20 protein-coding genes, 4 tRNA genes and 1 pseudogene are annotated in these 22697 nt (G+C 66.7%); 19 read left to right on the forward strand and 6 right to left on the reverse strand.

Going from position 1 to position 22697, the window contains the following annotated elements:
• The first annotated feature begins 54 nt into the window (after positions 1–54).
• The 4 genes from lon to YS110_21385 all read left to right on the forward strand — a co-directional run bounded on the left by lon (position 55) and on the right by YS110_21385 (position 2978).
• Complete coding sequence (gene lon / locus YS110_21370; protein UJB67555.1) at positions 55–2478, forward strand: endopeptidase La; 2424 nt, start codon at positions 55–57, stop codon at positions 2476–2478.
• Positions 2479–2565: 87 nt separating this feature from the next.
• Positions 2566–2641 (forward strand) — tRNA-Gly (locus YS110_21375).
• A gap of 57 nt (positions 2642–2698) precedes the next feature.
• Positions 2699–2772 (forward strand) — tRNA-Cys (locus YS110_21380).
• 130 nt (positions 2773–2902) lie between these two features.
• Positions 2903–2978 (forward strand) — tRNA-Gly (locus YS110_21385).
• 214 nt (positions 2979–3192) lie between these two features.
• Here the strand turns inward: YS110_21385 and YS110_21390 are convergent.
• Both YS110_21390 and YS110_21395 read right to left on the reverse strand, forming a co-directional pair.
• Positions 3193–3639: pseudogene (locus YS110_21390) on the reverse strand (DDE-type integrase/transposase/recombinase).
• Positions 3640–3705: 66 nt separating this feature from the next.
• Complete coding sequence (locus tag YS110_21395; GenBank protein UJB67133.1) at positions 3706–4617, reverse strand: GNAT family N-acetyltransferase; 912 nt, start codon at positions 4615–4617, stop codon at positions 3706–3708.
• Between the two features lie 609 nt (positions 4618–5226).
• Here YS110_21395 and YS110_21400 point away from each other — a divergent pair.
• The 3 genes from YS110_21400 (at position 5227) to YS110_21410 (ending at position 6540) form a co-directional block, all read left to right on the forward strand.
• Positions 5227–5319, forward strand: a tRNA-Leu gene (locus YS110_21400).
• Positions 5320–5332: 13 nt separating this feature from the next.
• Entirely contained in the window at positions 5333–5965 is a 633-nt protein-coding gene (locus YS110_21405) for a hypothetical protein (protein UJB67134.1), read from the forward strand.
• 50 nt (positions 5966–6015) lie between these two features.
• Positions 6016–6540, forward strand: a complete 525-nt coding sequence (locus YS110_21410; GenBank protein UJB67556.1) for a M48 family metallopeptidase — start codon at positions 6016–6018, stop codon at positions 6538–6540.
• On the opposite strand, the gene murI is transcribed toward YS110_21410, so the two are convergent.
• The 3 genes from murI to YS110_21425 all read right to left on the reverse strand — a co-directional run bounded on the left by murI (position 6531) and on the right by YS110_21425 (position 9182).
• A complete protein-coding gene (gene murI / locus YS110_21415; protein ID UJB67135.1) occupies positions 6531–7397 on the reverse strand; it encodes a glutamate racemase in 867 nt (288 codons plus the stop codon). The genes YS110_21410 and murI overlap by 10 nt on opposite strands.
• Positions 7398–7542: 145 nt before the next feature.
• Positions 7543–8226: a DUF5610 domain-containing protein gene (locus YS110_21420; GenBank protein UJB67136.1), complete on the reverse strand. Its 684-nt coding sequence runs from the start codon at positions 8224–8226 to the stop codon at positions 7543–7545.
• A 71-nt stretch (positions 8227–8297) separates the two neighbouring features.
• The gene (locus tag YS110_21425) at positions 8298–9182 is read right to left on the reverse strand and encodes a plasmid replication/partition related protein (protein UJB67137.1); all 885 of its coding nucleotides are present in this window, start codon (positions 9180–9182) and stop codon (positions 8298–8300) included.
• A 263-nt stretch (positions 9183–9445) separates the two neighbouring features.
• Between YS110_21425 and YS110_21430 the strand changes: the two genes are divergently transcribed.
• The 10 genes from YS110_21430 to YS110_21475 all read left to right on the forward strand — a co-directional run bounded on the left by YS110_21430 (position 9446) and on the right by YS110_21475 (position 19603).
• Positions 9446–10135, forward strand: a complete 690-nt coding sequence (locus tag YS110_21430; protein ID UJB67138.1) for a response regulator transcription factor — start codon at positions 9446–9448, stop codon at positions 10133–10135.
• Between the two features lie 65 nt (positions 10136–10200).
• Positions 10201–12252 carry an IPTL-CTERM sorting domain-containing protein gene (locus YS110_21435; protein UJB67139.1) on the forward strand — a complete coding sequence of 684 codons (2052 nt, stop codon included), beginning with the start codon at positions 10201–10203 and terminating at the stop codon, positions 12250–12252.
• A gap of 131 nt (positions 12253–12383) precedes the next feature.
• Positions 12384–12983, forward strand: coding sequence for a DUF3617 family protein (locus YS110_21440; protein UJB67140.1), 600 nt, complete (start codon positions 12384–12386; stop codon positions 12981–12983).
• Between the two features lie 86 nt (positions 12984–13069).
• Positions 13070–13513 carry a type II 3-dehydroquinate dehydratase gene (gene aroQ / locus YS110_21445; protein UJB67141.1) on the forward strand — a complete coding sequence of 148 codons (444 nt, stop codon included), beginning with the start codon at positions 13070–13072 and terminating at the stop codon, positions 13511–13513.
• Positions 13514–13527: 14 nt separating this feature from the next.
• Positions 13528–14355: an alpha/beta fold hydrolase gene (locus YS110_21450; GenBank protein UJB67557.1), complete on the forward strand. Its 828-nt coding sequence runs from the start codon at positions 13528–13530 to the stop codon at positions 14353–14355.
• Positions 14356–14382: 27 nt separating this feature from the next.
• Complete coding sequence (gene arfB, locus YS110_21455) at positions 14383–14796, forward strand: aminoacyl-tRNA hydrolase (GenBank protein UJB67142.1); 414 nt, start codon at positions 14383–14385, stop codon at positions 14794–14796.
• A 103-nt stretch (positions 14797–14899) separates the two neighbouring features.
• Positions 14900–15754 (forward strand): dioxygenase, encoded by an 855-nt coding sequence (locus YS110_21460; GenBank protein ID UJB67143.1) that lies wholly within the window; start codon positions 14900–14902, stop codon positions 15752–15754.
• 41 nt (positions 15755–15795) lie between these two features.
• A complete protein-coding gene (locus YS110_21465) occupies positions 15796–16458 on the forward strand; it encodes a dienelactone hydrolase family protein (GenBank protein UJB67144.1) in 663 nt (220 codons plus the stop codon).
• 207 nt (positions 16459–16665) lie between these two features.
• A complete protein-coding gene (locus YS110_21470) occupies positions 16666–18027 on the forward strand; it encodes an amidohydrolase family protein (GenBank protein ID UJB67558.1) in 1362 nt (453 codons plus the stop codon).
• A gap of 13 nt (positions 18028–18040) precedes the next feature.
• The gene (locus tag YS110_21475) at positions 18041–19603 is read left to right on the forward strand and encodes a mechanosensitive ion channel family protein (protein UJB67145.1); all 1563 of its coding nucleotides are present in this window, start codon (positions 18041–18043) and stop codon (positions 19601–19603) included.
• A gap of 68 nt (positions 19604–19671) precedes the next feature.
• Here the strand turns inward: YS110_21475 and bfr are convergent, their stop codons facing one another.
• Positions 19672–20151, reverse strand: coding sequence for a bacterioferritin (bfr, locus tag YS110_21480; protein ID UJB67146.1), 480 nt, complete (start codon positions 20149–20151; stop codon positions 19672–19674).
• Positions 20152–20413: 262 nt separating this feature from the next.
• Between bfr and ahpC the strand changes: the two genes are divergently transcribed.
• Positions 20414–20989 carry a peroxiredoxin gene (gene ahpC, locus YS110_21485; protein ID UJB67147.1) on the forward strand — a complete coding sequence of 192 codons (576 nt, stop codon included), beginning with the start codon at positions 20414–20416 and terminating at the stop codon, positions 20987–20989.
• Between the two features lie 100 nt (positions 20990–21089).
• Complete coding sequence (gene ahpF, locus YS110_21490; protein UJB67148.1) at positions 21090–22658, forward strand: alkyl hydroperoxide reductase subunit F; 1569 nt, start codon at positions 21090–21092, stop codon at positions 22656–22658.
• The last annotated feature ends 39 nt before the right edge of the window (positions 22659–22697 follow it).

The following is a 22697-nucleotide window of genomic DNA, read 5'->3' on the forward strand; positions in this document are numbered from 1 at the left end:
GTTGAAGAATTTCCCGCTGCGCATTGCGGTGCGCGGCGACTCATGAGGTTTGCCATGTCTGGACATACCCCCTTGCCTTCCGCTCCTGTCGAATTGCCCCTGCTGCCACTGCGCGATGTGGTTGTTTTTCCCCATATGGTGATTCCGCTGTTCGTGGGGCGTCCCAAGAGCATCAAGGCGCTGGAGCTGGCCATGGAAGCCGACCGGCGCATCATGCTGGTGGCGCAGAAGGCGGCTGCCAAGGATGAGCCCTCAGCGTCCGACATGTTCGACATGGGCTGCATCTCGACCATCTTGCAGATGCTCAAGCTGCCCGACGGCACGGTGAAGGTGCTGGTCGAGGGACAGCAGCGTGCCCAGGTGCAGGGCATTGCCGATGAGGAGACGCACTTCGTGGCCAGCGTCTTGCCCGTTGCAGAAGTGTCTGCGGACGATGGCAAGCCCAGCGAGATCGAGGCACTGCGCCGGGCGGTGATGCAGCAGTTCGACCAGTACGTCAAGCTGAACAAGAAGATCCCGCCGGAGATCCTGACATCCATTTCCAGCATCGACGACCCGGGGCGCCTGGCCGACACCATCGCGGCACATCTGCCGCTCAAGCTGGAGAACAAGCAGGCCGTGCTCGACCTCTTCCCTGTCAAGGAGCGGCTGGAAAACCTGTTCGAGCAGATCGACCGGGAGGTCGACATCCTCAACGTGGACAAGCGCATCCGCGGCCGCGTCAAGCGCCAGATGGAAAAGAGCCAGCGTGACTTCTACCTGAATGAACAGGTCAAGGCCATCCAGAAGGAACTGGGCGAGGGCGAGGAGGGCGCAGACGTCGAGGAGATCGAGAAGAAGATCAAGGCCGCGCGCATGCCCGCCGAGGCACGCAAGAAGGCCGAGGGCGAGCTGAAAAAGCTCAAGCTCATGTCGCCCATGTCGGCGGAAGCCTCGGTGGTGCGCAACTACATTGACGTGCTCACGGGCTTGCCGTGGAGCAAGAAGACCAAGATCAAGCACGACCTGCTGAACGCGGAGTCTGTGTTGAACGAAGACCATTACGGCCTGGAAAAGGTCAAGGACCGCATCCTCGAATACCTCGCGGTGCAGCAGCGCGTGGACAAGGTCAAGGCGCCCATTCTGTGTCTCGTCGGACCGCCGGGTGTCGGCAAGACTTCGCTTGGCCAGTCCATCGCCAAGGCCACGGGCCGCAAGTACGTGCGCATGGCGCTGGGCGGCATGCGGGACGAGGCTGAGATCCGTGGGCATCGCCGCACCTATATCGGCGCCATGCCGGGGAAGGTGCTGCAAAGCCTGAACAAGGTGGGGACGCGCAATCCGCTGTTCCTGCTCGACGAGATCGACAAGCTGGGCACCGATTTCCGGGGGGATCCGTCGAGTGCGCTGCTGGAAGTGCTGGATCCGGAGCAGAACCATACTTTCTCCGACCACTACGTGGAGGTCGATTTCGACCTGTCGGATGTGATGTTCGTCGCCACCAGCAACTCGATGAACATTCCTCCGGCGCTTCTGGACCGGATGGAGGTCATACGCCTCTCGGGCTATACCGAGGATGAGAAGACCAGCATCGCCATGAAGTATCTGCTGCCCAAGCAGATGGGCAATAACGGCGTCAAGGAAGCCGAGCTGCAGGTCACCGAAGCCGCGGTGCGCGACATCGTGCGCTACTACACGCGCGAAGCGGGGGTCCGCTCGCTGGAGCGCGAGTTGTCGAAGATCTGCCGCAAGGTGGTCAAGGGCCTGCAGTTGAAGAAACTGGAGCCGCAGGTCGTGGTAACGGCTGACAACCTGGCGGACTACCTGGGCGTGCGCAAGTACAACTATGGCCGTGCCGAGCAGCAGAACCAGGTGGGGCAGGTCGTCGGCCTAGCCTGGACCGAGGTGGGCGGAGATCTGCTGACCATCGAAACGGCCACGATGCCGGGCAAGGGCAACATCACCCGTACGGGCTCTCTGGGCGACGTGATGAAAGAGTCCGTCGAAGCTGCGCGCACCGTCGTGCGCAGCCGTGCGCGGGTGCTGGGCATCAAGGACGAGGCCTTTGAAAAGCGTGATATCCACATCCATGTTCCCGACGGAGCCACGCCCAAGGATGGCCCCAGCGCGGGCATTGCCATGGCGACCGCACTGGTATCCGCTTTGACGGGCATTCCTGTGCGTGCCGATGTGGCCATGACGGGGGAAATCACGTTGCGCGGCGAGGTCACGGCGATCGGCGGCCTCAAGGAAAAGCTGCTGGCTGCGTTGCGTGGCGGTATCAAGACGGTGTTGATCCCCGAGGAGAACGTGAAGGATCTGCAAGAGATTCCTGACAACGTGAAGAGCGGGTTGGAAATCGTCCCGGTGAAGTGGATCGACAAGGTGCTGGATGTGGCGCTGGAATCCAAACCTGTGCCCCTGACGGATGAGGAAATCGCTGCGGCTACGGCTGCCGCCACGCAGAAGGCGGCAGCAGCGGATACCCTAAAACACTGAATTCAAAAAAATTCGGGAACAGGTGAAAATTGCGCTACAATTCAGTCCATCGCAGCAAACGTTGTAGAATGTAAGGCTTCGGTAGATGCGGGAATAGCTCAGTTGGTAGAGCGCAACCTTGCCAAGGTTGAGGTCGTCGGTTCGAGACCGATTTCCCGCTCCAAAATTTCAAAAAAGGGAGGCTTCCGCTTCCCTTTTTTGTCAAAAAAAAGTCATTCTTGGCGCGGTAGCAAAGCGGTTATGCCCCGGATTGCAAATCCGGTTAGCCCGGTTCGACTCCGGGCCGCGCCTCCAGGTATGAATGTGTAAGCTCTAGCGAGTGAGCACACGTAGTTGGTTTTTGCAGGGTGAAAAATTTGTTCGAAAATTGCGGGCAAATTTTGGTATAATAAAAAATTGTTCGCCTTGAATGGGTGGGCGAAATGCGGGAATAGCTCAGTTGGTAGAGCGCAACCTTGCCAAGGTTGAGGTCGTCGGTTCGAGACCGATTTCCCGCTCCAACGAATAGCATTCATGGAGTTCCATGGAATGCAGAAAAAAAGGAGCTTCGGCTCCTTTTTTTGTTGGTGGATCGCCTAAGGGAAGCCCAGGGGTGTCCATCTACAGCCAGCTCTTTTAAGGCCTGTTTTCAGGCCATCATCCGCTCCGCGCCAAGGCGGTACTAAGTGGCGCTGGCTGCGATCCGGGCCCGGTTCTGAATTGCCCCGGATTACCTAGATAGCGTTGCAGGGTCTGCTGCATGTCGTCGCAGCTGTTGAATCGGCGGGTCTTCAGAACGTCCGCTATACGACCGTTGAACCGCTCTACCATGCCGTTGGTTCTTGGTGTTCTGGGCTTGGTCAGCCGATGCTTGATGCCCAGTTGGTCAAACGCGTGGTCGCCACTGGGCTCACGCTCCTTGCTGGCGAACAGGAGGTCCATGAACTCCTTGCCGTTGTCGGTGAGCAGCTTGCTGATCCTGATTGGGCAGGATTTGTGCAGGGCCGCCAGAAAGGCCCGGGCGCTGGCGGCTGTCTTGTTGGCCTTGAACTGAACGAACACCCATCGCCGGCTGCTCTCGTCCTGCATCTGGGGCAGGTATTTCACATCCATGTGCACATAGCCAGACTCGTAGCGCTTGAAGGCCTTGTGGGCCACGGCAGGTTGCTTGCTTCGCATGGCACCTCCGATTGGGCCTCAGTTTGAGGCTCGAAGGTCTCTACTGGACCTGGGGCGATTCATGCGACTCTACAGGTGGAAATCGCCTGCAGCTTCCGGCTGATAAAGCACTTTCCCGATCTGGATATGGCAAGTACGGCTCGGAATCCGCCAGTCGAAGGCATCGCCCTCCTTGTAGCCTAGGATCGCCGTGCCGATGCCGGAACAAACCGATAGTTTCCCGGCGCGGTCATCTGCATCCTCTGGATAAACCAGCGCAACTTCCATCTCCTGGTCGTCTACTTGCAGCAAGGCCTTTGAGTTCATCGTGACGACATCCTCAGCCACCTGCCGTGGATCGACGACGACGGCTCGTTCGATCTCGTGCTCCAACTCAAAAATATCAGAACTCTGTTCGAGCTCAATCAGGCTCCTGAGCCGAGCCTTGTCGATTTCTGTGATGTAGATGGCCGAGGTGTGGGTCGCAGGGCTTTCGCGCAAAAGCCGGAGGTAGCGCTCCGAGTGCATGGCAAAAGAATTCATCGCAGGCGTTGCGCTTTCCAGCAAGAAGCCGCTGCGCAGGAATGCCTTCAGTGACCGCGCGTTGTCTGGGTGGATTTTGGCGATGAGCTTCTCGGCTCGCATATCGAAGAAAGCGAGTTTCATGCCTTCGCGGATCGCGCTGGCGCCTAGTTTGCGCCCCCAGTTGTCACGGTCGCCAATGACCAGAACCATTTCGCAGTCCGGGCCCTTCTTGACGAGACGCACGAACCCGACTGGTACGTCGTGTCGGTCATAGGCCATGAAAAACCTGCCGCCTTGGTTGAACAGATGGGTCAGGATCGGCAACTGAACTCGACCGATGACCTGTTCAATGAACCGGGAGACATGCCGCGAATCGCTCAGGTAGCGCGTGACGCCCTCATCTTCCAACCAGTCCATCAGAGTCAGCGCGTTGGCCCGGGTGATCTCCGGACACAGGGAAATGAAAGGCTTGTTCATCTTCACCCCATTGGGTTTCAAGTATGAAAGCCTTTCATGGCCTCGGCCATGACGGTTCTTTCGACGGGGTGCTCATTCTAAGGTAAGGCGGGCGCCGTGCTTCGGGGAGTCAGGAAGGGAGAGGCCCTGGCCAACTGCGGATCCAGCTTGTGCCCATGTGTGAAACGGTCCCGGTGGGTGATTGCCGGGGTGTTTTGCTTGGGGCGGGGGCAGCCTGCCCGGCAAGCACCACCTTGGCTGCCGTTCCCAGGGGCAGTGGCACTGGGTTGGTGAGACTGGGAAGGTTTGATGGGCTAGGCGGGGCGGCTACTTCGTTGTTGTCCCGCATGGCCTGTGGGCCCTTGGACGTATGGCCGGAATGATGCTTATCTCATGAAGCGAATTAAGGCATAATCAAAGGCTTTGGTACTCCTCATCAAAAACAAGGAGTAGGGGAGTAAGGACTTAGCGCCCTGGTACAAGTCCAACTTCCTGCAACATCAAGGGAAGCTCCACGCTTCCCTTTTTTCTTGGGGTTGCTGGCTGCGGCCTCGCAGTTGCTGGTTTGAGGACATTGCACCACTGCGCTGCCCGGGTTACCCTGCGGAGCACCCGTGCGGTGCCGCACAGGCCCCGATGGTGAAATTGGTAGACACTGCGGACTTAAAATCCGCCGCTTTCCTGAAAAGGGGCGTGCCGGTTCGACCCCGGCTCGGGGCACCATCCAGATTCGAACATGTCAAGTTACAACGCTCCCTTTGAAATCCATGTGCACGGCCAGGTGCCGTTGCGTCCGGGCACGCGCTTCGAGCAGCTGCAAGAAGCGCTCAAGCCGCTGTGGAAGTACGCGGGTGCGCGTTCCCTGGCCGATGGCGCGGCCAGCGCCTACGAGGAAGAGCCCGGGATCGAATACGACGGCAAGGCCAACGTGCTGCGCATGTGCTGGACCGTCGTGGGCGACGAGGATTTCCGCCAGTCGCTCGATGAGATGTGCATGAGCCTCAATGAGCTGGCCGAGGCGGGGGCGGCCATCGAGGTGACTTTCTATGACGTCGAGTTCGACGAGGACGAAGCGCCGGACGACGCCGAGTCGCGCGACGACTTCCTGATGCTCTTCGTCGGGCCCACGCCGGCGGCCATCATGCAGGTGCAGCGCGACCTGCTGGTCCAGGACGTGGTCAACCTGATGGAGCGCCATTTCGACGGCTCCGAACTGGGCGGTGTCGTGGCCGAGATCGACCGGCTGTTCAGCCAGCGCTTCGATGCGCTCGTCAGCTCGCTCGAGATCGGCAAGCCGCCGCGCGGCGGTGGCGGCGCGCCGGGCCATGGCGGTGGCGGCGGTGGCCGCCGGCCGCGTCACCTGCATTGAGCGCGGCGGCCATGTCCGACCGCGTGGCGCGGGCGGGCGCGGCTGCGGAAATGCCTCTGCCCTACCTGCAGGCCTACCCCCTGCCTTTGCAACAGCAGGTTCGGGCCTTGCTGGCGCGCCAGGGCACGGGCGCGTGGCTGCTGCAAAAGTACCCCCAGGCCCACGCCATGCGCACCGACAAGGCGCTGTACCAGTACACCGCCGGACTGCGTGCCCGGCATCTGCGCAATGCCGATGCGGTCAACAAGGTGCTGTTCGACAGCAAGATCCACATCGTGCGCCATGCCCTGGGCCTGCATACCAGCCGCAGCCAGGTGCAGGGAGGGCGCCTGGCTGCGCGCCACGAGATCCGCATCGCCGCGCTGTTCAAGCAGGTGCCCGAGGCGTTCCTGCGCATGATCGTGGTGCATGAGCTGGCCCACTTGCGCGAGCGCGAGCACAACAAGGCGTTCTACCAGCTGTGCGAACACATGGCGCCTGACTACCACCAGGCCGAGTTCGACGTGCGCCTGTACCTGACGCACCTGGAGCACCAGGGCGAGCCCCTGTGGGGTGCCGCCAGCGCTCAGGCGTGAGCGGGCGCGGGCACTTCCGCGGCGCTGCAGCAGTCCGCGGGTAGCTGCAGCCAGCGCGCGGCGGCGGCGCGCAGCAGGTCCAGGTCGCCGGTGGTCAGCAGGCGCAGCGCCGCATCGCTGGCCAGCGGGGCGTGGCTCGCCAGCAGGCCGGCGCCCTGCAGCAGGCGCCGCGTCTGGCGCGCCACGGGCTGGCCGGTTTCGATCAACTGCACGCCGGGGCCCGCCAGGGGGCGCAGCACCTCCTGCGCGAAGACGTAGTGCGTGCAGCCCAGCACCAGGGTGTCGATGCAGCTGGCGTCGCCGCCGAACGGGCCCATGGCCTGGAGGTAGCGCGCGCACAGCGCCTGCACCTCGGCACCGGCATCGCTGGAATCCCCGCCCAGGGCGGCGCGTTCGATCGCGTAGGCCAGTCCGTCGCATGGCTGCACCACCCAGTGCACATGCCCGGGCAGCGAAGCCTGCAGCCGCGCGAACCGGGCGCTGGAGAGCGTGCCCCGGGTGCCGATCACGCCCGCGCGCCCCGTCCGGGTGGCCGCCACGGCGGGCTTGAGCGCCGGCTCCACGCCCACGAGCGGCAGGCCGGGATGGCTGGCGCGCACCTGGTCGATGGCTGCCGCCGTGGCCGTGTTGCAGGCCACCACCAGGGCCTTGATGCCGTGTATGTCGCGCAGGTGGCTGGTGATGGCCTGGGTGCGCGCGGCCACGAAGGCGTCGCCGCGCTCGCCGTAGGGGGCATGGCCGTTGTCGGCCAGGTAGACGAAGCGCTCCTGCGGCAGCTCGGCGCGCAGCGCCTGCAGCACGCTCAGCCCGCCCACGCCGCTATCGAACACACCAATGGGGGAGGAGGCAGACGGCATGGCTTGGGGCGCTGGGCAAGGGGAAGGGCGATGCGCGATTGTAGGAAACCTCCGCCGGGGCTGCGCATGCTCCTTCTTCAATAGCTTGCAGCGCTTGCTGCACGCACGCTGGAAGCGTTTTTGGCTGAAAACCGGCGCAGTCCTGTCACGCCGTGGCCGCAGCCGCCGCTTGTGGCGCGGCCTGCGGAGCGGCGTTGGCATCATCGTCCGCGGGGGCTTGCGTGTCGTCCTTGGGCTGGAGCGCGGCCAGCTTGGTGGCCAGGAAGTCGTCGAAGCCCTTTTGCACCAGGTCGAAGGTTTTCTGGATGCCCGCGGCCACGTCGCTGCCTTCGCCCAGCACGCCCAGCCCCTTGAGGATTTCGTGCGCTTCGCCATAGCCCTTCTCGAAGCCGCCGCGCACCAGGTCGACGAAGTCGCGCAGCACGGTCTCGGCGTCCTTGTCGGGGTAGCGCGCGGCGTAGGCATCGAAGAAGCCCGTGGCCGCCGACAGGATGCGCCCGGCGGTGGCCTCGGCGCTGTTGTCCTGCTGCATCGCGGCCTGCAGCGCGTCGGGGCCGAACTCGGGGGCCAGCAACTCGTTGATGTGGTCGATGGCCGTGCGGTAGAGCAGGGCCATGGAGTCGTCGCCCGCCTTGATGGACACGTCCAGCGAGGCTTGCAGGATCTGCGTGTTGAGCTGGGTGCGCTGCCCGTCCGGGGTGTTCGCGGCGGCCTTGCGCGCCTCGTCCAGGGGCGTGGCCTGCGCCGTGGAGGCATTGGCGGCACCGGCGGCGCTGGTGGCCTGGGCCTGGGAGGGTTGCGTGGCGCTCAGGGCGGGCGTCGATACCATGGCTTGGCTCCTCTTGATCGGTGGATTTGTGCCGTTTTATCGGCACTTTTTCCGGGATCTTGAGCCTGTGCTCAGCCTTGTTCGGCCAGCAGGTCCTGCAGCGCCTTGACCTGCTGGCGCAGGCGCTCGTTCTCGGCTTCCAGTTCGGTCACGCGCTGGCGCAGTGCCTCGGCCGAGGCGGGCGGCGCGGCGCCTTCGTCCGGCGCGGCGGCGGGGGCCTCGGCCTTGGGCTTCTTCTTGGCGTCGCGCACGCGGCGGGCGGCCTGCTTGAGTTCCTGCGCGCCCCCGGCGGCCACGGTTTTCTGCTCCTCCACGGGCAGCGTCGCCACCACGGCCGCGGCGTTGAGCGACAGCTCGCCCGACTTCACGGCGGCCACCACTTCGGGCGCGGCGTTCTGGTGGATGGCCTCGATCATCTTCACCTGGCTGGCCGTGAGGCGCGCGGCGCGCGCCAAGGCCTCGCGCGTGTCCAGCGCGTCGTCCGGCACCTTGGGCACGCTGGCCAGCGCCTGGGCCACCACGGGGTCGGTGTCGCCTTCCCAGGGGGCCTGGGCCTCGGGCGCCTGGGCGGCTTCGGCCCGGGCGGCCACCACGGCGGCGGCAGCGGCCGCGCGGCGGCTGGCGATGATCTCGCGCTTGCGCAGCGCCAGCACGCCGCGCTGGAACTCCGACACGCTGCGCCGGCCCAGGTGCTGGTCGATCATCCACAGGTGCACGTCCTCCATGTTCTGGAAGCGCGTGTTCTGCACCGTCTGGAACGGCAGGCCGTGCTGGGTGCAGATGCGGTAGCGGTTGTGCCCGTCCACCAGGACGTTGCCCCACAGCACCAGCGCGTCGCGGCAGCCTTCTTCCAGGATGCTGCGCTCCAGCGCTTCGTTTTCTTCGGGGGTCAGGGGGTCGATGTAGGCCAGCAGTTCGGGCAGGACGGTGATGTCGGGCGGGGTGGTCGTGGTCATGGGGGGAGCGTGGAAAGCGAAAAGGCCCCTGCGGGCCTTGGTGCTATGGAAAAAGAAGCGGGCAGCGCTTGCCCTGTCTCGATTCTAGATGGGAATGGCCTTGGAATCCCTGCTGGCCCAGCGCGGGCAGCTATGGTTTTTGCACTCCAGGGGTTTTGTCAATCATTGTGAATACCTCCGGTGATATGAGAACTTGGGAGTGCTCGCCTATGGCAGCGTGAGGGGGCTTGCTTGAAGAATCCGGCTGCCATTGATTCGTTCCCATGCAGCCGCCCGATTTTCCCCCACCCACCATCGCCGTCGTCGAGGACGACGCGGACATGCGTGCCAGCGTCTGCAGCTTTCTGCGCCAGCGCGGCATGCAGGCCTGGGGAGCCGAGTCGGCCGAGGATTTCTACGTGCGCCTGCTGCGCGGGCAAGCCGACCTGGCCGTGGTCAATCTCGGCCTGCCGGGCGAAAGCGGCCTGAGCCTGGTGCGCCGCCTGGCGCAGCGCGGCATGCCCGCGGTCGTGCTGACCGCCCGGGGCGACGTGCAGAGCCGCATCGCCGGGCTGGAGGCCGGTGCGCTGCAGTATTTCGTCAAGCCCGCGGACCTGGGCGAGCTGGCCGCCGGCATCCGCTCGCAGCTGCGCCGCACGCGCATCGGCGCCGCCCATGCCGCCATGCCGTGGCACCTGGATGCCAGCCAGCGGCCCCGGCTGGTCGCCCCCAACGGGCGCGCCGTCGAACTCACCACGCGCGAGCTGGAGCTGCTGGGCAGCCTGATGGCGGCGCAGGGCGCGCTGGTTTCCAAGCAGGCGCTGTTGCAGGCCCTGGGCGCGAGCAGCGCGAAGAACGGCTTCCACCGCATCGAATCGTCGCTCACCCGCCTGCGGCGCAAGACGCTGGAGGGCACGGGCCTGCCGCTGCCCGTGCGGGCGGTGTTCGGCAAGGGATTGGTGTTCGTCCAGTGAGCCACGCCGACGCACGCATGGCCGCCAGGGCGGCCCGTTTTGTTCAACCACACCGAGGAGAAACCATGAACCACAAGAAACCAACCCGGGCGGCGCGCGCGCTGCTCGCCGGCCTCATGGCAGCCGCTGCGCTGCCCGCGGCGCACGCGGGCTTCACCAACGGCAGCTTTGCCGACCCGGTGGACACCGGCTGGAACCCGCACGGCTACCAGCGCCGCTACCTGACGCCAGGCTTCGTGAAGAACACCGCCCTGACGCCCATCGTGCCCCAGACGTTCGCCGACCTGGGCCTGCAGAACATGGACACCGGGGCCTACACCAGCCAGTCCGCCACCCGGCAGGGGGCGGGGAGTGCGACCAATACGGGCAGCAACCTGTCCTGGCCGTCCGGGAACGCGCTGCGCGTGCACTCCGACACCACGGGCAACAACACCAAGGCCAGCTCCGTGCACCAGGAAATCACACTCGCGGCGGCCGACCGCGACCCGGCCACGGGCAAGTTCCACCTGCGCTTCCTCGGCGCGCCCGTGCTGGAGAACTACGCCAGCCACAACGGCACGAACCAGGCCTACTTCTTCATCGAGGTGGTCAAGGACGACGGCACGCCCAATGCCAAGGTGCTGTACACCACCTACAACTTCGCCAACCAGCCCAGCGTGGTGTTCCATGCGGCCGGCAGCTACCAGTACACCGATTGGGTGAACTTCGACATCGCGCTCGACGCCACCGGCCCCAACGCCGTGGCGGAGAACGACAAGGTCACGCTGCGCGTGGTGGCCGCGGGCTGCGGCGACACGGCGCACGCGGGCGCGTTCTACATGCGCGAGGTGCGCACAGGGGCCAACGCCGTCAGCCAGGCCGACAGCATCTGGGTCACCGTGAGCGCCGAGCCCGAGGTGCGCAAGTACGTCAACGCCGACGGCAGCACCACCATCGAATACACCTACACCTACAAGAACATCGGCACCAACGCGGTCAGCGGCGTGAAGGTCGAGCCCGCGCTGCCCGTGACCTCCGACGGCAAGCGCACCGTGTTCGACGGCATCGGCGTGCCGACGGCGGGCACCACCAAGAGCTGCACTGCGCCGCAAGGGGCAGAACCCGCGAGCGTGAATACGCCCTGGTCCGCGTCGTGCGCCATCGGCGACCTGGCGCCGGGCGAGCAGGGCACCTTCACCATGAAGGTGCGCGTGCCGGCCGGCACCACGGGCGACGCCGTGAACAACGGCACCTACCCCATCTCGGCCACCGACATCGACCCGCAGTCCGGCCAGATGGTGCAGACCAAGCTGTACGCCGACATGGTGCCCGACACCACCAACGTGCCCGCCACGCTGGGGCTGAACCAGCCCGTGCCGCCCACCGCCTCGTTCTCGTGCAAGAACGAGGGCGCGACCCAGGCCAGCGCCGCCACCTGCGCCATCGCCGGCCTGCCCACGGGCGTGGCCATCGGCCAGTGCAGGATCAAGGACATCAATGGCGCGAACGAAGCCAACTGGACCGGCCCCGCCGCCGTGCCCGTCGGCGCCACGGTGACGTGCCCGCTCACTGGCACGCCCACCGATGAGGCCGATGTCGGTGTTCCCAAGACCACCACGGTCACGGGCAGCGCCGGCAACGACGGCAACCCGGGCAACAACAGCGCACCCAGGCAGGTGACGGTGGGCGGGCCGCACGTCACCATCAACCTGGGCGGCCTGCCCAAGGGCGTCGTGGGCCAGCCCTACAAGGGCAGCTTCACCTGCACGAGCGATGGCGCCATCGACGCCACCAACGCGCGCTGCGGCGTCACCGGCCTGCCCGATGGGGTGACCGTGGGCCAATGCACCATCGACACCGCCACCCCCGCCGCCAACTGGGCGCCGGGCGAAACCATCCCCGTGGGCAAGGTGGTGACCTGCCCGGTCGCCGGCACGCCCGCCAAGACCAGCGGCCCGGTGACCGGCACGGCCGGCTCGGGCAGCTTCCCCGACGACGTGCAGACCGTGCCCGCCGGCGACGTGGCCGGGCCCGCGCCCGCAGGCGCGCAGGCCATTCCCACGCTGTCCGAGTGGGGCCTCATCCTCCTGTCGGCGCTGATGGGGCTGTTCATGGCGCGCCGCCGCCAGCGCGGCTGAACGGGGCGGGCAGCTTGCCAGCGGCGCTACCCGGCGCCGCTGGCTTTTTTGCATGAAAAGCGGCTGTAACGCGCATGTAGAAAGCGCGGGCAGCTATTGTTTTTGAAGTCTTTGACAAGGGGCGCAGAGCCATGCGATTCACTCCACCCTGCCTGGCGCTGTGCGCGGCCCTGCTGGCCGCGCAGGGCATGGCGCACGAGGCGCCGCCCGCCCGCGGGAAAGCCCCCCGCAAGACCGCCTTTCCCGCCCGCCAGAACGGCCTGTGGGAGGTGACGGTGCGCAGCGACGACCTGGTGCTGAAGCGCGCCGGCCAGGCGCCGCACAGGCCGCAGACGGTGCGCATGTGCACCAGCGCCGAGGCCGAGCCGGTGATGCTGCTGGCGCTGGTGCCCAGCCAGGAGGATTGCCATGCGGTCAAGGTGACCCGGCGCCCGCCGAAGGCCGGCGCGGGGTACGCCATCGCCACCGTGTGCTACGTGCATGACAACCGCGTGGACGCGCGCATCGAACTGCAGGGCGACCTGCGGTCCGCCTACCGCGGCACCTTCGACGTGACGTATGCCCAGACGCCCCTGGGCAACACGGGCCGCATGGCGTTCGAGGGCCGCCGGCTCGGCGCCTGCCCGGCGGGCCAGCGCCCCGGCGACATGGTGCTGCCCAATGGCGTGACGGTGAACGTGGTGGACGACAGGAAGCGCGCGCAAGGCCGGGCGCATGGCCACGCCCATTGACATGGAGGGACGGAGCCTGGCCGCCATGCCCTGAACCCGGGCGCCGCATAATTTCACGGTTTTGTGCATGCTTGGAGCGCCCTTTCGTGAAAAATGTTTTCGTTCTCAACGGCCCTAACCTGAACCTGCTGGGCACGCGCGAGCCCGCCGTGTACGGCGCGCACACGCTGGCCGATGTCGAGGCCCTGTGCCAGCAGGCCTGCGCGCGCCACGGGCTGGCGCTGCAGTTCCGCCAGAGCAACCACGAGGGCGATCTGCTGGACTGGCTGCACGAGGCCGGCCGCCTGCACGCCCGGGGCGAGCTGGCGGGCGTGGTGCTGAACGCCGGGGCCTACACGCACACCAGCGTGGCGCTGCTCGACGCCATCAAGGGCACGGGCGTGCCGCTGATCGAGCTGCACATCAGCAACGTGCATGCGCGCGAGCCCTTTCGCCACCATTCCTACATTTCGGCCGTGGCCCGTGCCGTGGTGTGCGGCCTGGGCGTGGCCGGCTACGGCCTGGCGATCGACGCCATCGCCCAGTGGTAGCACTGCCTGCAGACATGGCGCGCCTGCAGGCGCAGGCGCGGCGCCTCGCCACGCCGATGGCGGCGGGCGAAATCGTCTGGCACGCCTGGGGCGTGCCGCGCGCGGGCGTGGCGCCGCTGGTGCTGCTGCACGGCGGCAGCGGCAGCTGGACGCACTGGCTTCGCAATATCGACACGCTGCTGGCCGAGGGCCGCGAGGTGTGGGCCCCCGACCTGCCGGGGTTTGGCGACTCGGCCCCGCCGCCCGGCGGGCATGATGCCGACGCCATGGTCGCCCCGCTGCACGCCGGGCTGCGGGTGCTGCTGGGCGCGCAGCCGTGCGATCTGGTGGGTTTTTCGTTCGGCGGCATGGTGGCGGGCCTGCTGGCGGCGGCGCACCCCCCGGCGGTGCAGCGCCTGGTGCTGGTGGGGGCGCCGGCCATGGGCGTGGTGCCCGAACGCCAGTTCACGCTCAAGGGCTGGCGCCACCTGCCCACGCAGGCAGAGCAGTTGCAGGCGCACCGCGACAACCTGGCGGCGCTGATGCTGTCCGACCCGTCGCACATCGACGATGCCACGCTGGCGCTGCACATCCACAACGTGGCGCGCGACCGCCTGCCGCGCCGGCGGCTGGCGCACACCGACATCCTGGCGCGTTCGCTGCCGCAGGTGCGCTGCCCGGTGCATGCCATCTATGGCGCCAGCGATGCGCTGTACAAGCGCTGGATCACCGCGCTGGAGGCCGCTTTCCGGGCCACGGGGGCACCGTTCGCGGGCATGGCGCTGGTGCCCGGCTGCGGCCATTGGGTGCAGTACGAGCAGCCCGGCGCCTTCCACGCGGCGCTGCGCGAGGCGCTGGCCTGAGCGCGGCAGGGAACCAAGGAGCCAGACATGGGTTCGCAGCCCCCATTGCAGGTGCCGGAGCACGAGGTGCAGATCACCGCCATGCGCGCCCAGGGCGCGGGCGGGCAGAACGTGAACAAGGTGTCGAGCGCGGTGCACCTGCGCTTCGACATCACGGCGTCGTCGCTGCCGCTGCCGATACGGCAGCGCCTGCTGGCCCTGCGCGACGGGCGCATCACCCAGGACGGAGTGCTCGTCATCAAGGCCCAGCAGCACCGCAGCCAGGAGCTGAACCGGGCCGACGCCTGGGCGCGCCTGCTGGCACTGGTCAACAGCGTGGCCACGCCGCCGCGCGCGCGCCGCGCCACACGGCCTACCCTGGCGTCGCAACAGCGCCGGCGCGAGAGCAAGCGCTTGCGCGGCGCCGTCAAAGTGTTGCGCGGACGGGTCGAATCGGACTGAAAAAACGTGCGATTGTTGCGTTTTTCGCAATGCTCAATCCCGCCTCTGCGGCTTGGTGGGAGGCGGGAGGAACCCTACATTCATGGCTCCAAGGAGTTTTGCCATGTCTGCCGTCTTGCCCGTTACCGCCCCTGCTGCCTCCGTTTCCGCTGCGGCTGCCGCGCCGCAACTGCCGGCGCTGTTCGTCTCGCATGGGGCGCCGCTGTTCGCCATCGAGGCGGGCGAGACCGGGCCTGCGCTTACGCGCTGGGGGCAGGCGCTGCGCGCGCGCTTCCCGGGCCTGCGCGGCGTGGTCATCCTGTCGCCGCACTGGATGGCGCCTTCCATCGAGGTCATGGCGGGCGCGGCCCCCGCCACCTGGCATGACTTTGGCGGCTTTCCGCCCGCGCTGTACGCCCTGCGCTACCCGGCGCCCGGCGCGCCCGCGCTGGCCGAAGAGGTGCTGGCGCTGCTGCACGCAGCCGGGCTGGCGGCGCAGGGCAACGCGCAGCGCCCGTTCGACCATGGTGCCTGGGTGCCGCTCATGCACCTGTTTCCTGCTGCCGATGTGCCCGTGGTGCAGGTGGCGCTGCCCGTGGCGGCGGGCCCGGCGCAGGCGTATGCCATGGGTGCCGTGCTGCGGAGCCTGCGCGCCCAGGGCGTGCTGGTGGCGGGCTCGGGCAGCATGACGCACAACCTGCGCGAGTTCGTGGGCGGCGTGCAAGCGCCTGCACCGTACGTGCAGGCATTCAGCCGCTGGGTGGAGGACGCCATCCGGCGGCAGGACCTGCCCGCGCTGCTGGACTACCGCCGCCAGGCCCCGCACGCGCAGCGCGCCCACCCGACGCAGGAGCATTTCCTGCCGCTGTTCTTCGCGTTGGGCGCGGCGGGCGAAGGCTGGCAGGCCGGGTACCTGAGCCGCGAAGTGATGTATGGCATGCTCGCCATGGACAGTTTCGCGCTCGACGCCGCCGCCTGACGGGGCGTGCCATTCCCTCGCCTTACCAGGAGCCTTCCACCATGCTGGATCTGCCATTCACCTTTCAGCACCGCCCCGCGAACCCGGCGGTGCGCCACCCCTGGCTGCTCGTGCTGATGCACGGCGTGGGCAGCAACGAGCACGACCTGTTCGGCCTGGCGCCGCAGATTCCCGAGGCGTTCCATGTGCTCAGCCTGCGTGCGCCGTTCCGCATGGGGCCGGGCGCGTTCGCGTGGTTCGATTTTTCCATCGAGCCCAACGGCGAGCGCACCATCAACGAGGCCCAGGAGGCGCAAAGCCGCGCCCTGCTGGCGCAGGCCCTGTCCTCGGCCGCCAGCCAGCTGGGCGTGGCGCCCGAGCACGTGGTGGTGGGCGGCTTCAGCCAGGGCGGCATCATGGCGCTGTCGCTGCTGCTTTCGCGCCCCGAACTGATGCGTGCTGCCCTGGTGTGGCACAGCCGGCTGCTGCCGCAGATCGTGCCCCACATCGCCGCGCCCGATGCCTTCCATGGCAAGCACCTGTGGGTCAGCCACGGCACGCACGACAACGTGATTCCCCTGGCCGCGGCGCAGTCCATCCGCCGCCAGGTGCAGGCCCTGCCGCTGCACCTGGCGTACGAGGAGTTCGCCAGCGCCCATGAAATCCGCCCGGCCGAACTGGCCCACACGGTGGCCTGGCTGCAGGGGCTGTACGGCGCAGTGTGAGGTCGCCGGCGTGGCCGGCACTGTGCGATGCCCCGTGAAAAGCCTGCCCCCGGGCGCCATGGATGCACGTATATTCCTGCATCTCTTCGCTCAACAGGAGGTCCTATGCCCTTGCGCAATCCGCTGTCTGCCTGGACGTTTGGCCCGATCCGCGCCCGCCGCTGCGCCTGCGGCAGTGCCGGTTGCGACCGGCTGCACCAGAGGGTGATGGCCGACATGTCGCGCCGTTTCTTTTTGGGCGGGGCGGCGGCCATGTTGGCTCCCTTCGCGCTGGGGCCGGAGCTGGCCCTGGCGCAAACGGCGCCCAGCCGGCCGCGCACCCTGCTGACCAACTTGCGCTTGTTCGATGGCAGCGGCCAGCGCGTGCGCCAGGGCGTGCAGGTACTGATTGAAGGGGACCGCATCCAGGCGCTGCTGGGGGCGGGCGAGCAGGTGGCGGATGCCCAGGTGATCGACTGCCAGGGCAAGCTGGTGATGCCGGGGCTGATCGACGCGCACTGGCACGCCATGCTGGCGGGGATTCCGGAGATGGTGGCCATGACTTCGGATGTGGGCTATCTGTACCTGAGTGCCGCGCAAGAGGCGCAGCGCACGCTGCTGCGGGGCTTTACCTCGGTGCGCGATGCGGGCGGCCCGTCCTTCGCCTTGAAGCGGGCGATCGACGAAGGCATGGTGGCGGGCCCGCGCATCTTCCCCAGCGGGGCCATGATTTCGCAGACCTCCGGCCACGGGGATTTCCGCCTGCGCACCGAGTTGCCGCGTGCGGACAACGAGCCCTTGAGCCTGATCGAGCGCGTGGGCGTGGCGATGATCGCCGACGGCGAAGACCAGGTGCTGCGCCGCGTGCGCGAGCAGCTCATGCTGGGGGCCACGCAGATCAAGATGCTGGCGGGCGGCGGCGTGGCCTCGATGTACGACCCGCTGGACAGCACCCAGTTCACCGACAAGGAGCTGCGCGCCGGCGTGGCCGCCGCCGACGACTGGGGCACCTACGTCATGGCCCATGTCTACACGCCCAAGGGCATTCAGCGCTCCATCCGCGCGGGGGTGAAAAGCATCGAGCATGGCCAGCTGGCGGATGAGGAAAGCGTGCGCATGATGCGTGGCGAAGGCGTGTGGTGGTGCCTGCAGCCCTTTTTCGACGATGGCGAGGGCAATGCCTACGCCGACCCCCAGCGCCAGGCAAACAAGCGCAAGACCTCCGAGGGCACCGAAAAAGCCTATGCCATGGCGCAAAAGCATGGCGTCAAGACGGCCTGGGGCACCGACATCCTGTTCAACCCCAAGAACACGGCCAGCCAGGGGCGGCATCTGGCCAAGCTCACCCGTTTTTACGACCCGCTCACCCTGCTGGCCCAGGCCACGGGCGTGAATGGCGAGCTGCTGGCGCTGTCGGGCGAGCGCAACCCCTATCCCCACACCCTGGGGCGTATCGCCGCCGGGGCGTGGGCCGATATCCTGGTGGCCGATGGCGACCCCGGCGCGAACCTGGACTTCCTGACCGAGCCCGAGCGCAATCTGCGCCTCATCATGAAGGGCGGCAAGGTCTACAAGAACACCCTGGGTTGAGGCGTTGCCGTCCATGTCCTGGATGCGCGTTGGCCTGCTGTGGCTGCTGTGTTGCCTGGGCATGGGCCCTGCGGGGGCGCAGGATGCGCAGCCGGACACCCGCCAGCCCCAGGTGCTGCGCGTGTACAGCCGCAGCATCACGACCCTGGCCGGGGAGGTGGGGGGCTACTCTCCCAGGGACCGGGCGGAGGCGGCGGAGCAGCGCATCGAAAAAACCTTCAACGCCCAGCCCCGGGCGCGCGTGAGCAGCCGGGTCGATGACAAGGGGGCGGCCATTCTGCTGGGCGGCCAACTGGCGTTTTACCTGCGCCCTGCGGACATCAACACCATGGACGGCGAAACCCTGGAGCAGCGCGTACAGGAAGCCGTGCAAGCCCTGGAGCTGGTGCGCGAAGACTTGAGCGTGCTGCACAACCCGCAAGCCATGGCCAAGATGGTGGCCTGGGTGCTGCTGGCTACCGCAGCGGCCGCGCTGGCCTTGAAGCTGCTCTGGCGTCTGCGCCGCTGGGCGCTGCAGCGGCTGCGCCATTGGGTACACCCGGCGGTGCGCTGGGCGGGGGTGGTGGCAGGGCGCAGGGTGCGCATTGCCGTGCGCTGGGTGTACTATGCCATGGCCCTGGTTTTCACGCTGCTGGCGCTGGGGCTGGTGCATGCTTGGCTGTCGGTGGTGTTGCACCAGATTCCCTATACCCGCGCCTGGAGCCTGAACCTCAACAGCCTGCTGTGGGAGTTTGCCCAGGACCGCCTGTGGGCGGTGCTGGAGCTGCTGCCCAATCTGCTCATCGCCCTGGTGATTCTGCTGGCAGCACGCTACACGGCCCGCTTCGTGGCGTACCTGTTCGGGCGCATCGAGCGTGGCGATCTGGTGCTGGCCCAGTTCGACCGCGACACCGCCGCCACCACGCGGCGTTTGCTGGTGTTTGCCGTGTGGGTGTTCGCCCTGGCGATGGCCTACCCCTATTTGCCTGGGGCGCAGACCGAGGCGTTCAAGGGGCTGTCGGTGATGATCGGCCTGATGGTGTCGCTGGGCGCGTCCAGCCTGGTGGGGCAGTTTGCCTCGGGGCTGATCCTGATTTACTCCCGGGCGCTGAAAGTGGGGGAGTACGTGCAGATCGGCGAGGTCGAGGGCACGGTGGCGCAAATCGGCCTGTTCGCCACCAAGCTCCACACCAATTTGCGCGAGGAAGTGAACATCCCCAATTCGGGCCTGGTGGGCGAGAAGGTGAAGAATTTCTCGCGCCTGACCCGGGGCGGCGGGGTATTCATTGCCGTGAACGTGACGGCTGGCTATGACACGCCCTGGCGGCAGGTCGAGGCCATGCTGCTGGAAGTGGCCCGCGAGACCCCGGGCGTGCGCCTCCACCCCGCGCCCAAGGTGCTGCAGAAAAAGCTCTCGGACACCTGCGTGGAATACGAGCTGCGCGTGGCGATCGACGAACCCAAGCACCAGGCCGCCATCGTCAGCCTGCTGCACGGCAAGGTGCAGGATGTGTTCGCCCGGCAGGGCGTGGCCATGCTCTCGCCCCAGTACATCGTGGAAGTGGGGCAGGAGCCGCCCGCATCGACAGGCAGTTGAAAAGCGGGAGCCCGGCGGCAAAAAAAAAGCGGGCCTGGGCCCGCTGAAAGCATGTGTGCGCGGGGCGTTCAGTCGCCCGCTTCGCCCATCTGCGACTGGAGGTAGTTCTGCAGGCCGACCTTGTCGAGCAGGTCGATCTGGGTTTCCAGGAAGTCGATGTGCTCCTCGGTGTCCTCGAGGATTTCCTGCAGCAGGTCGCGCGAGACGTAGTCGCGCACCGCTTCGCAGTGGGCGATGCCTTCCTTGAGGGTGGCTTGCGCGCCTTGCTCCGCGCGCAGGTCGCAGGCCAGGATCTCGGGCACGTCCTCGCCGATCTGCAGCTTGCCCAGGTCCTGCAGGTTGGGCAGGCCGTCGAGCACGAAGATGCGGTCCATCAGCGCGTCGGCGTGCTTCATCTCGCCGATGGACTCCTGGTACTCCTTCTTGGCCAGCTTGTCGAAGCCCCAGTGCTTGAGCATGCGGTAGTGCACGAAGTACTGGTTGATGGCCGTCAGCTCGTTCTTGAGCTGGGCCTGCAGGTAGGTGATGGCCTGTGCGTCGCCTTGCATCGTGGGGCTCCCGGTATCTGTGGTGTGAATGGCGGGATTGTCATCGCACACCCGGGGCCGGGCAAGGCGGCGGCGCGCAAGACCCTGTTTTGCCGGTTGGGCTGCTATTCAACCTGACACGCATTCGTATCCGGTGGGCCGGGCGTGCGTTTTAATAGCTATTAACAATTAACATTATCGAATAGATTGATTGGATTGATTGTCGCGATGGGGATAGACTTCATCCCTGTCATCACTCGACTCCAACTGAAAGGAAACCGCAATGTCCCTGATCAATACGCAAGTGCAACCGTTCAAGACCACCGCCTTCGTGAACCGCAACGGCAAGGGTGAGTTCATCGAAGTGACCGAGCAGAGCCTCAAGGGCAAGTGGTCCGTGCTGATCTTCATGCCGGCTGCCTTCACGTTCAACTGCCCCACCGAGATCGAGGACGCTGCCGAGCACTACGCCGAGTTCCAGAAGGCCGGTGCCGAGGTCTACATCGTCACCACCGACACGCACTTCTCGCACAAGGTGTGGCACGAGACCTCCGACGCCGTGGGCAAGGCCAAGTTCCCCCTGGTCGGCGACCCGACGCACCAGCTGACCAACGCCTTCGGCGTGCACATCCCCGAAGAAGGCCTGGCGCTGCGCGGCACCTTCGTGATCAACCCCGATGGCGTGATCAAGACCGTGGAAATCCACTCCAACGAAATCGCCCGCGACGTGTCGGAAACCCTGCGCAAGCTCAAGGCCGCCCAGTTCACGGCAGCGCATCCTGACCAGGTGTGCCCCGCCAAGTGGAAGGAAGGCGCCAAGACCCTGACGCCTTCGCTGGACCTGGTCGGCAAGATCTAATCCGCGCTTCTCTACAGCCGGACAGTGCCATGGCGCCATGCGCCATGCCGTCCGGCTTTTTTTCGCCCTCATATTTCCAACAAATTCGCAAAGGACCGCCATGCTCGACGACCAACTCAAATCCCAACTCGCCGCCTACCTGGAGCGCGTGACGCAACCGTTCGAGCTGGTGGCATCGCTGGACGACAGCGAGACGGCGGCGCAGATGCGCGAGCTGCTGACCACCATCCAGGGCCTGCGCGGCGACAAGATCACGCTGCGCCTGGACGGCCAGGACGCGCGCAAGCCCTCGTTCTCGCTGCAGCGCGCGGGCACGCAGCAGTCCCTGCGCTTCGCCGGCCTGCCGTTGGGGCATGAGTTCACGTCGCTGGTGCTGGCGCTGCTGTGGACCGGCGGCCACCCGCCGAAGGTGGAGCAGGACCTGATCGAGCAGGTGCAGGCGCTGTCGCCTGTGGATGGTGGCGACTTCAATTTCGAGGTCTACATGAGCCTGTCGTGCCACAACTGCCCCGACGTGGTGCAGGCGCTGTCGCTCATGGCCGTGCTCAACCCCAAGGTCAAGACCACGGTGATCGAAGGCGGCGCCTTCCAGCAGGAGGTGACTGAGCGCGAGATCATGGCCGTGCCCATGGTCTACCTCAACGGCCAGGTGTTCGGCGCGGGCCGCATGGAGCTGGCCGAGATCGTCGCCAAGCTCGACACCGGCGCCGCCGCGCGCGAGGCCGCCAAACTCTCGGCCAAGGAGGCGTTCGACGTGCTGGTCATCGGCGGCGGCCCGGCCGGCGCCGCGGCCGCGGTGTACGCGGCGCGCAAGGGCATCCGCACCGGCGTCGCGGCCGAGCGCTTCGGCGGCCAGGTGAACGACACGCTGGACATCGAAAACTACATCTCCATCCCCAAGACCGAGGGCCCGCAGTTCGCCGCCGCGCTGGAGCGCCACGTGCGCGAGTACGAGGTGGACATCATGAACCTGCAGCGCGCCAAGGCGCTCAGGCCCGCCGCCACGGCCGGCGGCCTGGCCGAGGTGGAAATGGACAACGGCGCCGTGCTCAGGGCCAAGAGCGTCATCCTCTCCACCGGCGCGCGCTGGCGCAACATGAACGTGCCCGGCGAGGAGCAGTACCGCACCAAGGGCGTGGCCTACTGCCCGCACTGCGACGGCCCGCTGTACAAGGGCAAGCGCGTGGCCGTGATCGGCGGCGGCAACTCCGGCATCGAGGCCGCGATCGACCTGGCCGGCGTGGTGGCGCACGTCACCGTGTTCGAGTTCATGCCCCAACTCAAGGCCGACGCCGTGCTGCAGAAGAAGCTCGCCAGCCTGCCCAACGTGGACGTGGTGCTGAACGCCCAGACCACCGAGGTGCTGGGCGACGGCAGCAAGGTCAACGCGCTGGCCTACAAGGACCGCGCCACGGGCGAGGAAAAGCGCGTGGAGCTCGAAGGCATCTTCGTGCAGATCGGCCTGCTGCCCAACACCGACTGGCTCAAGGGCACGGTGGAGCTGAGCAAATTCGGCGAGATCGTGATCGACGCCAAGGGCCACACCAGCGTGCCCGGCGTGTTCGCCGCGGGCGACTGCACCACGGTGCCGTACAAGCAGATCATCATCGCCGCCGGCGCGGGCGCCACGGCCGCGCTCTCCGCGTTCGACCACATCATCCGTAGCTGAGGCTGTCGAAAACCATAGCTGCTCGCGCTTGCCTGGACT

This window comes from Acidovorax sp. YS12 (genome assembly GCA_021496925.1).
Classification (GTDB): domain Bacteria; phylum Pseudomonadota; class Gammaproteobacteria; order Burkholderiales; family Burkholderiaceae_C; genus Paenacidovorax.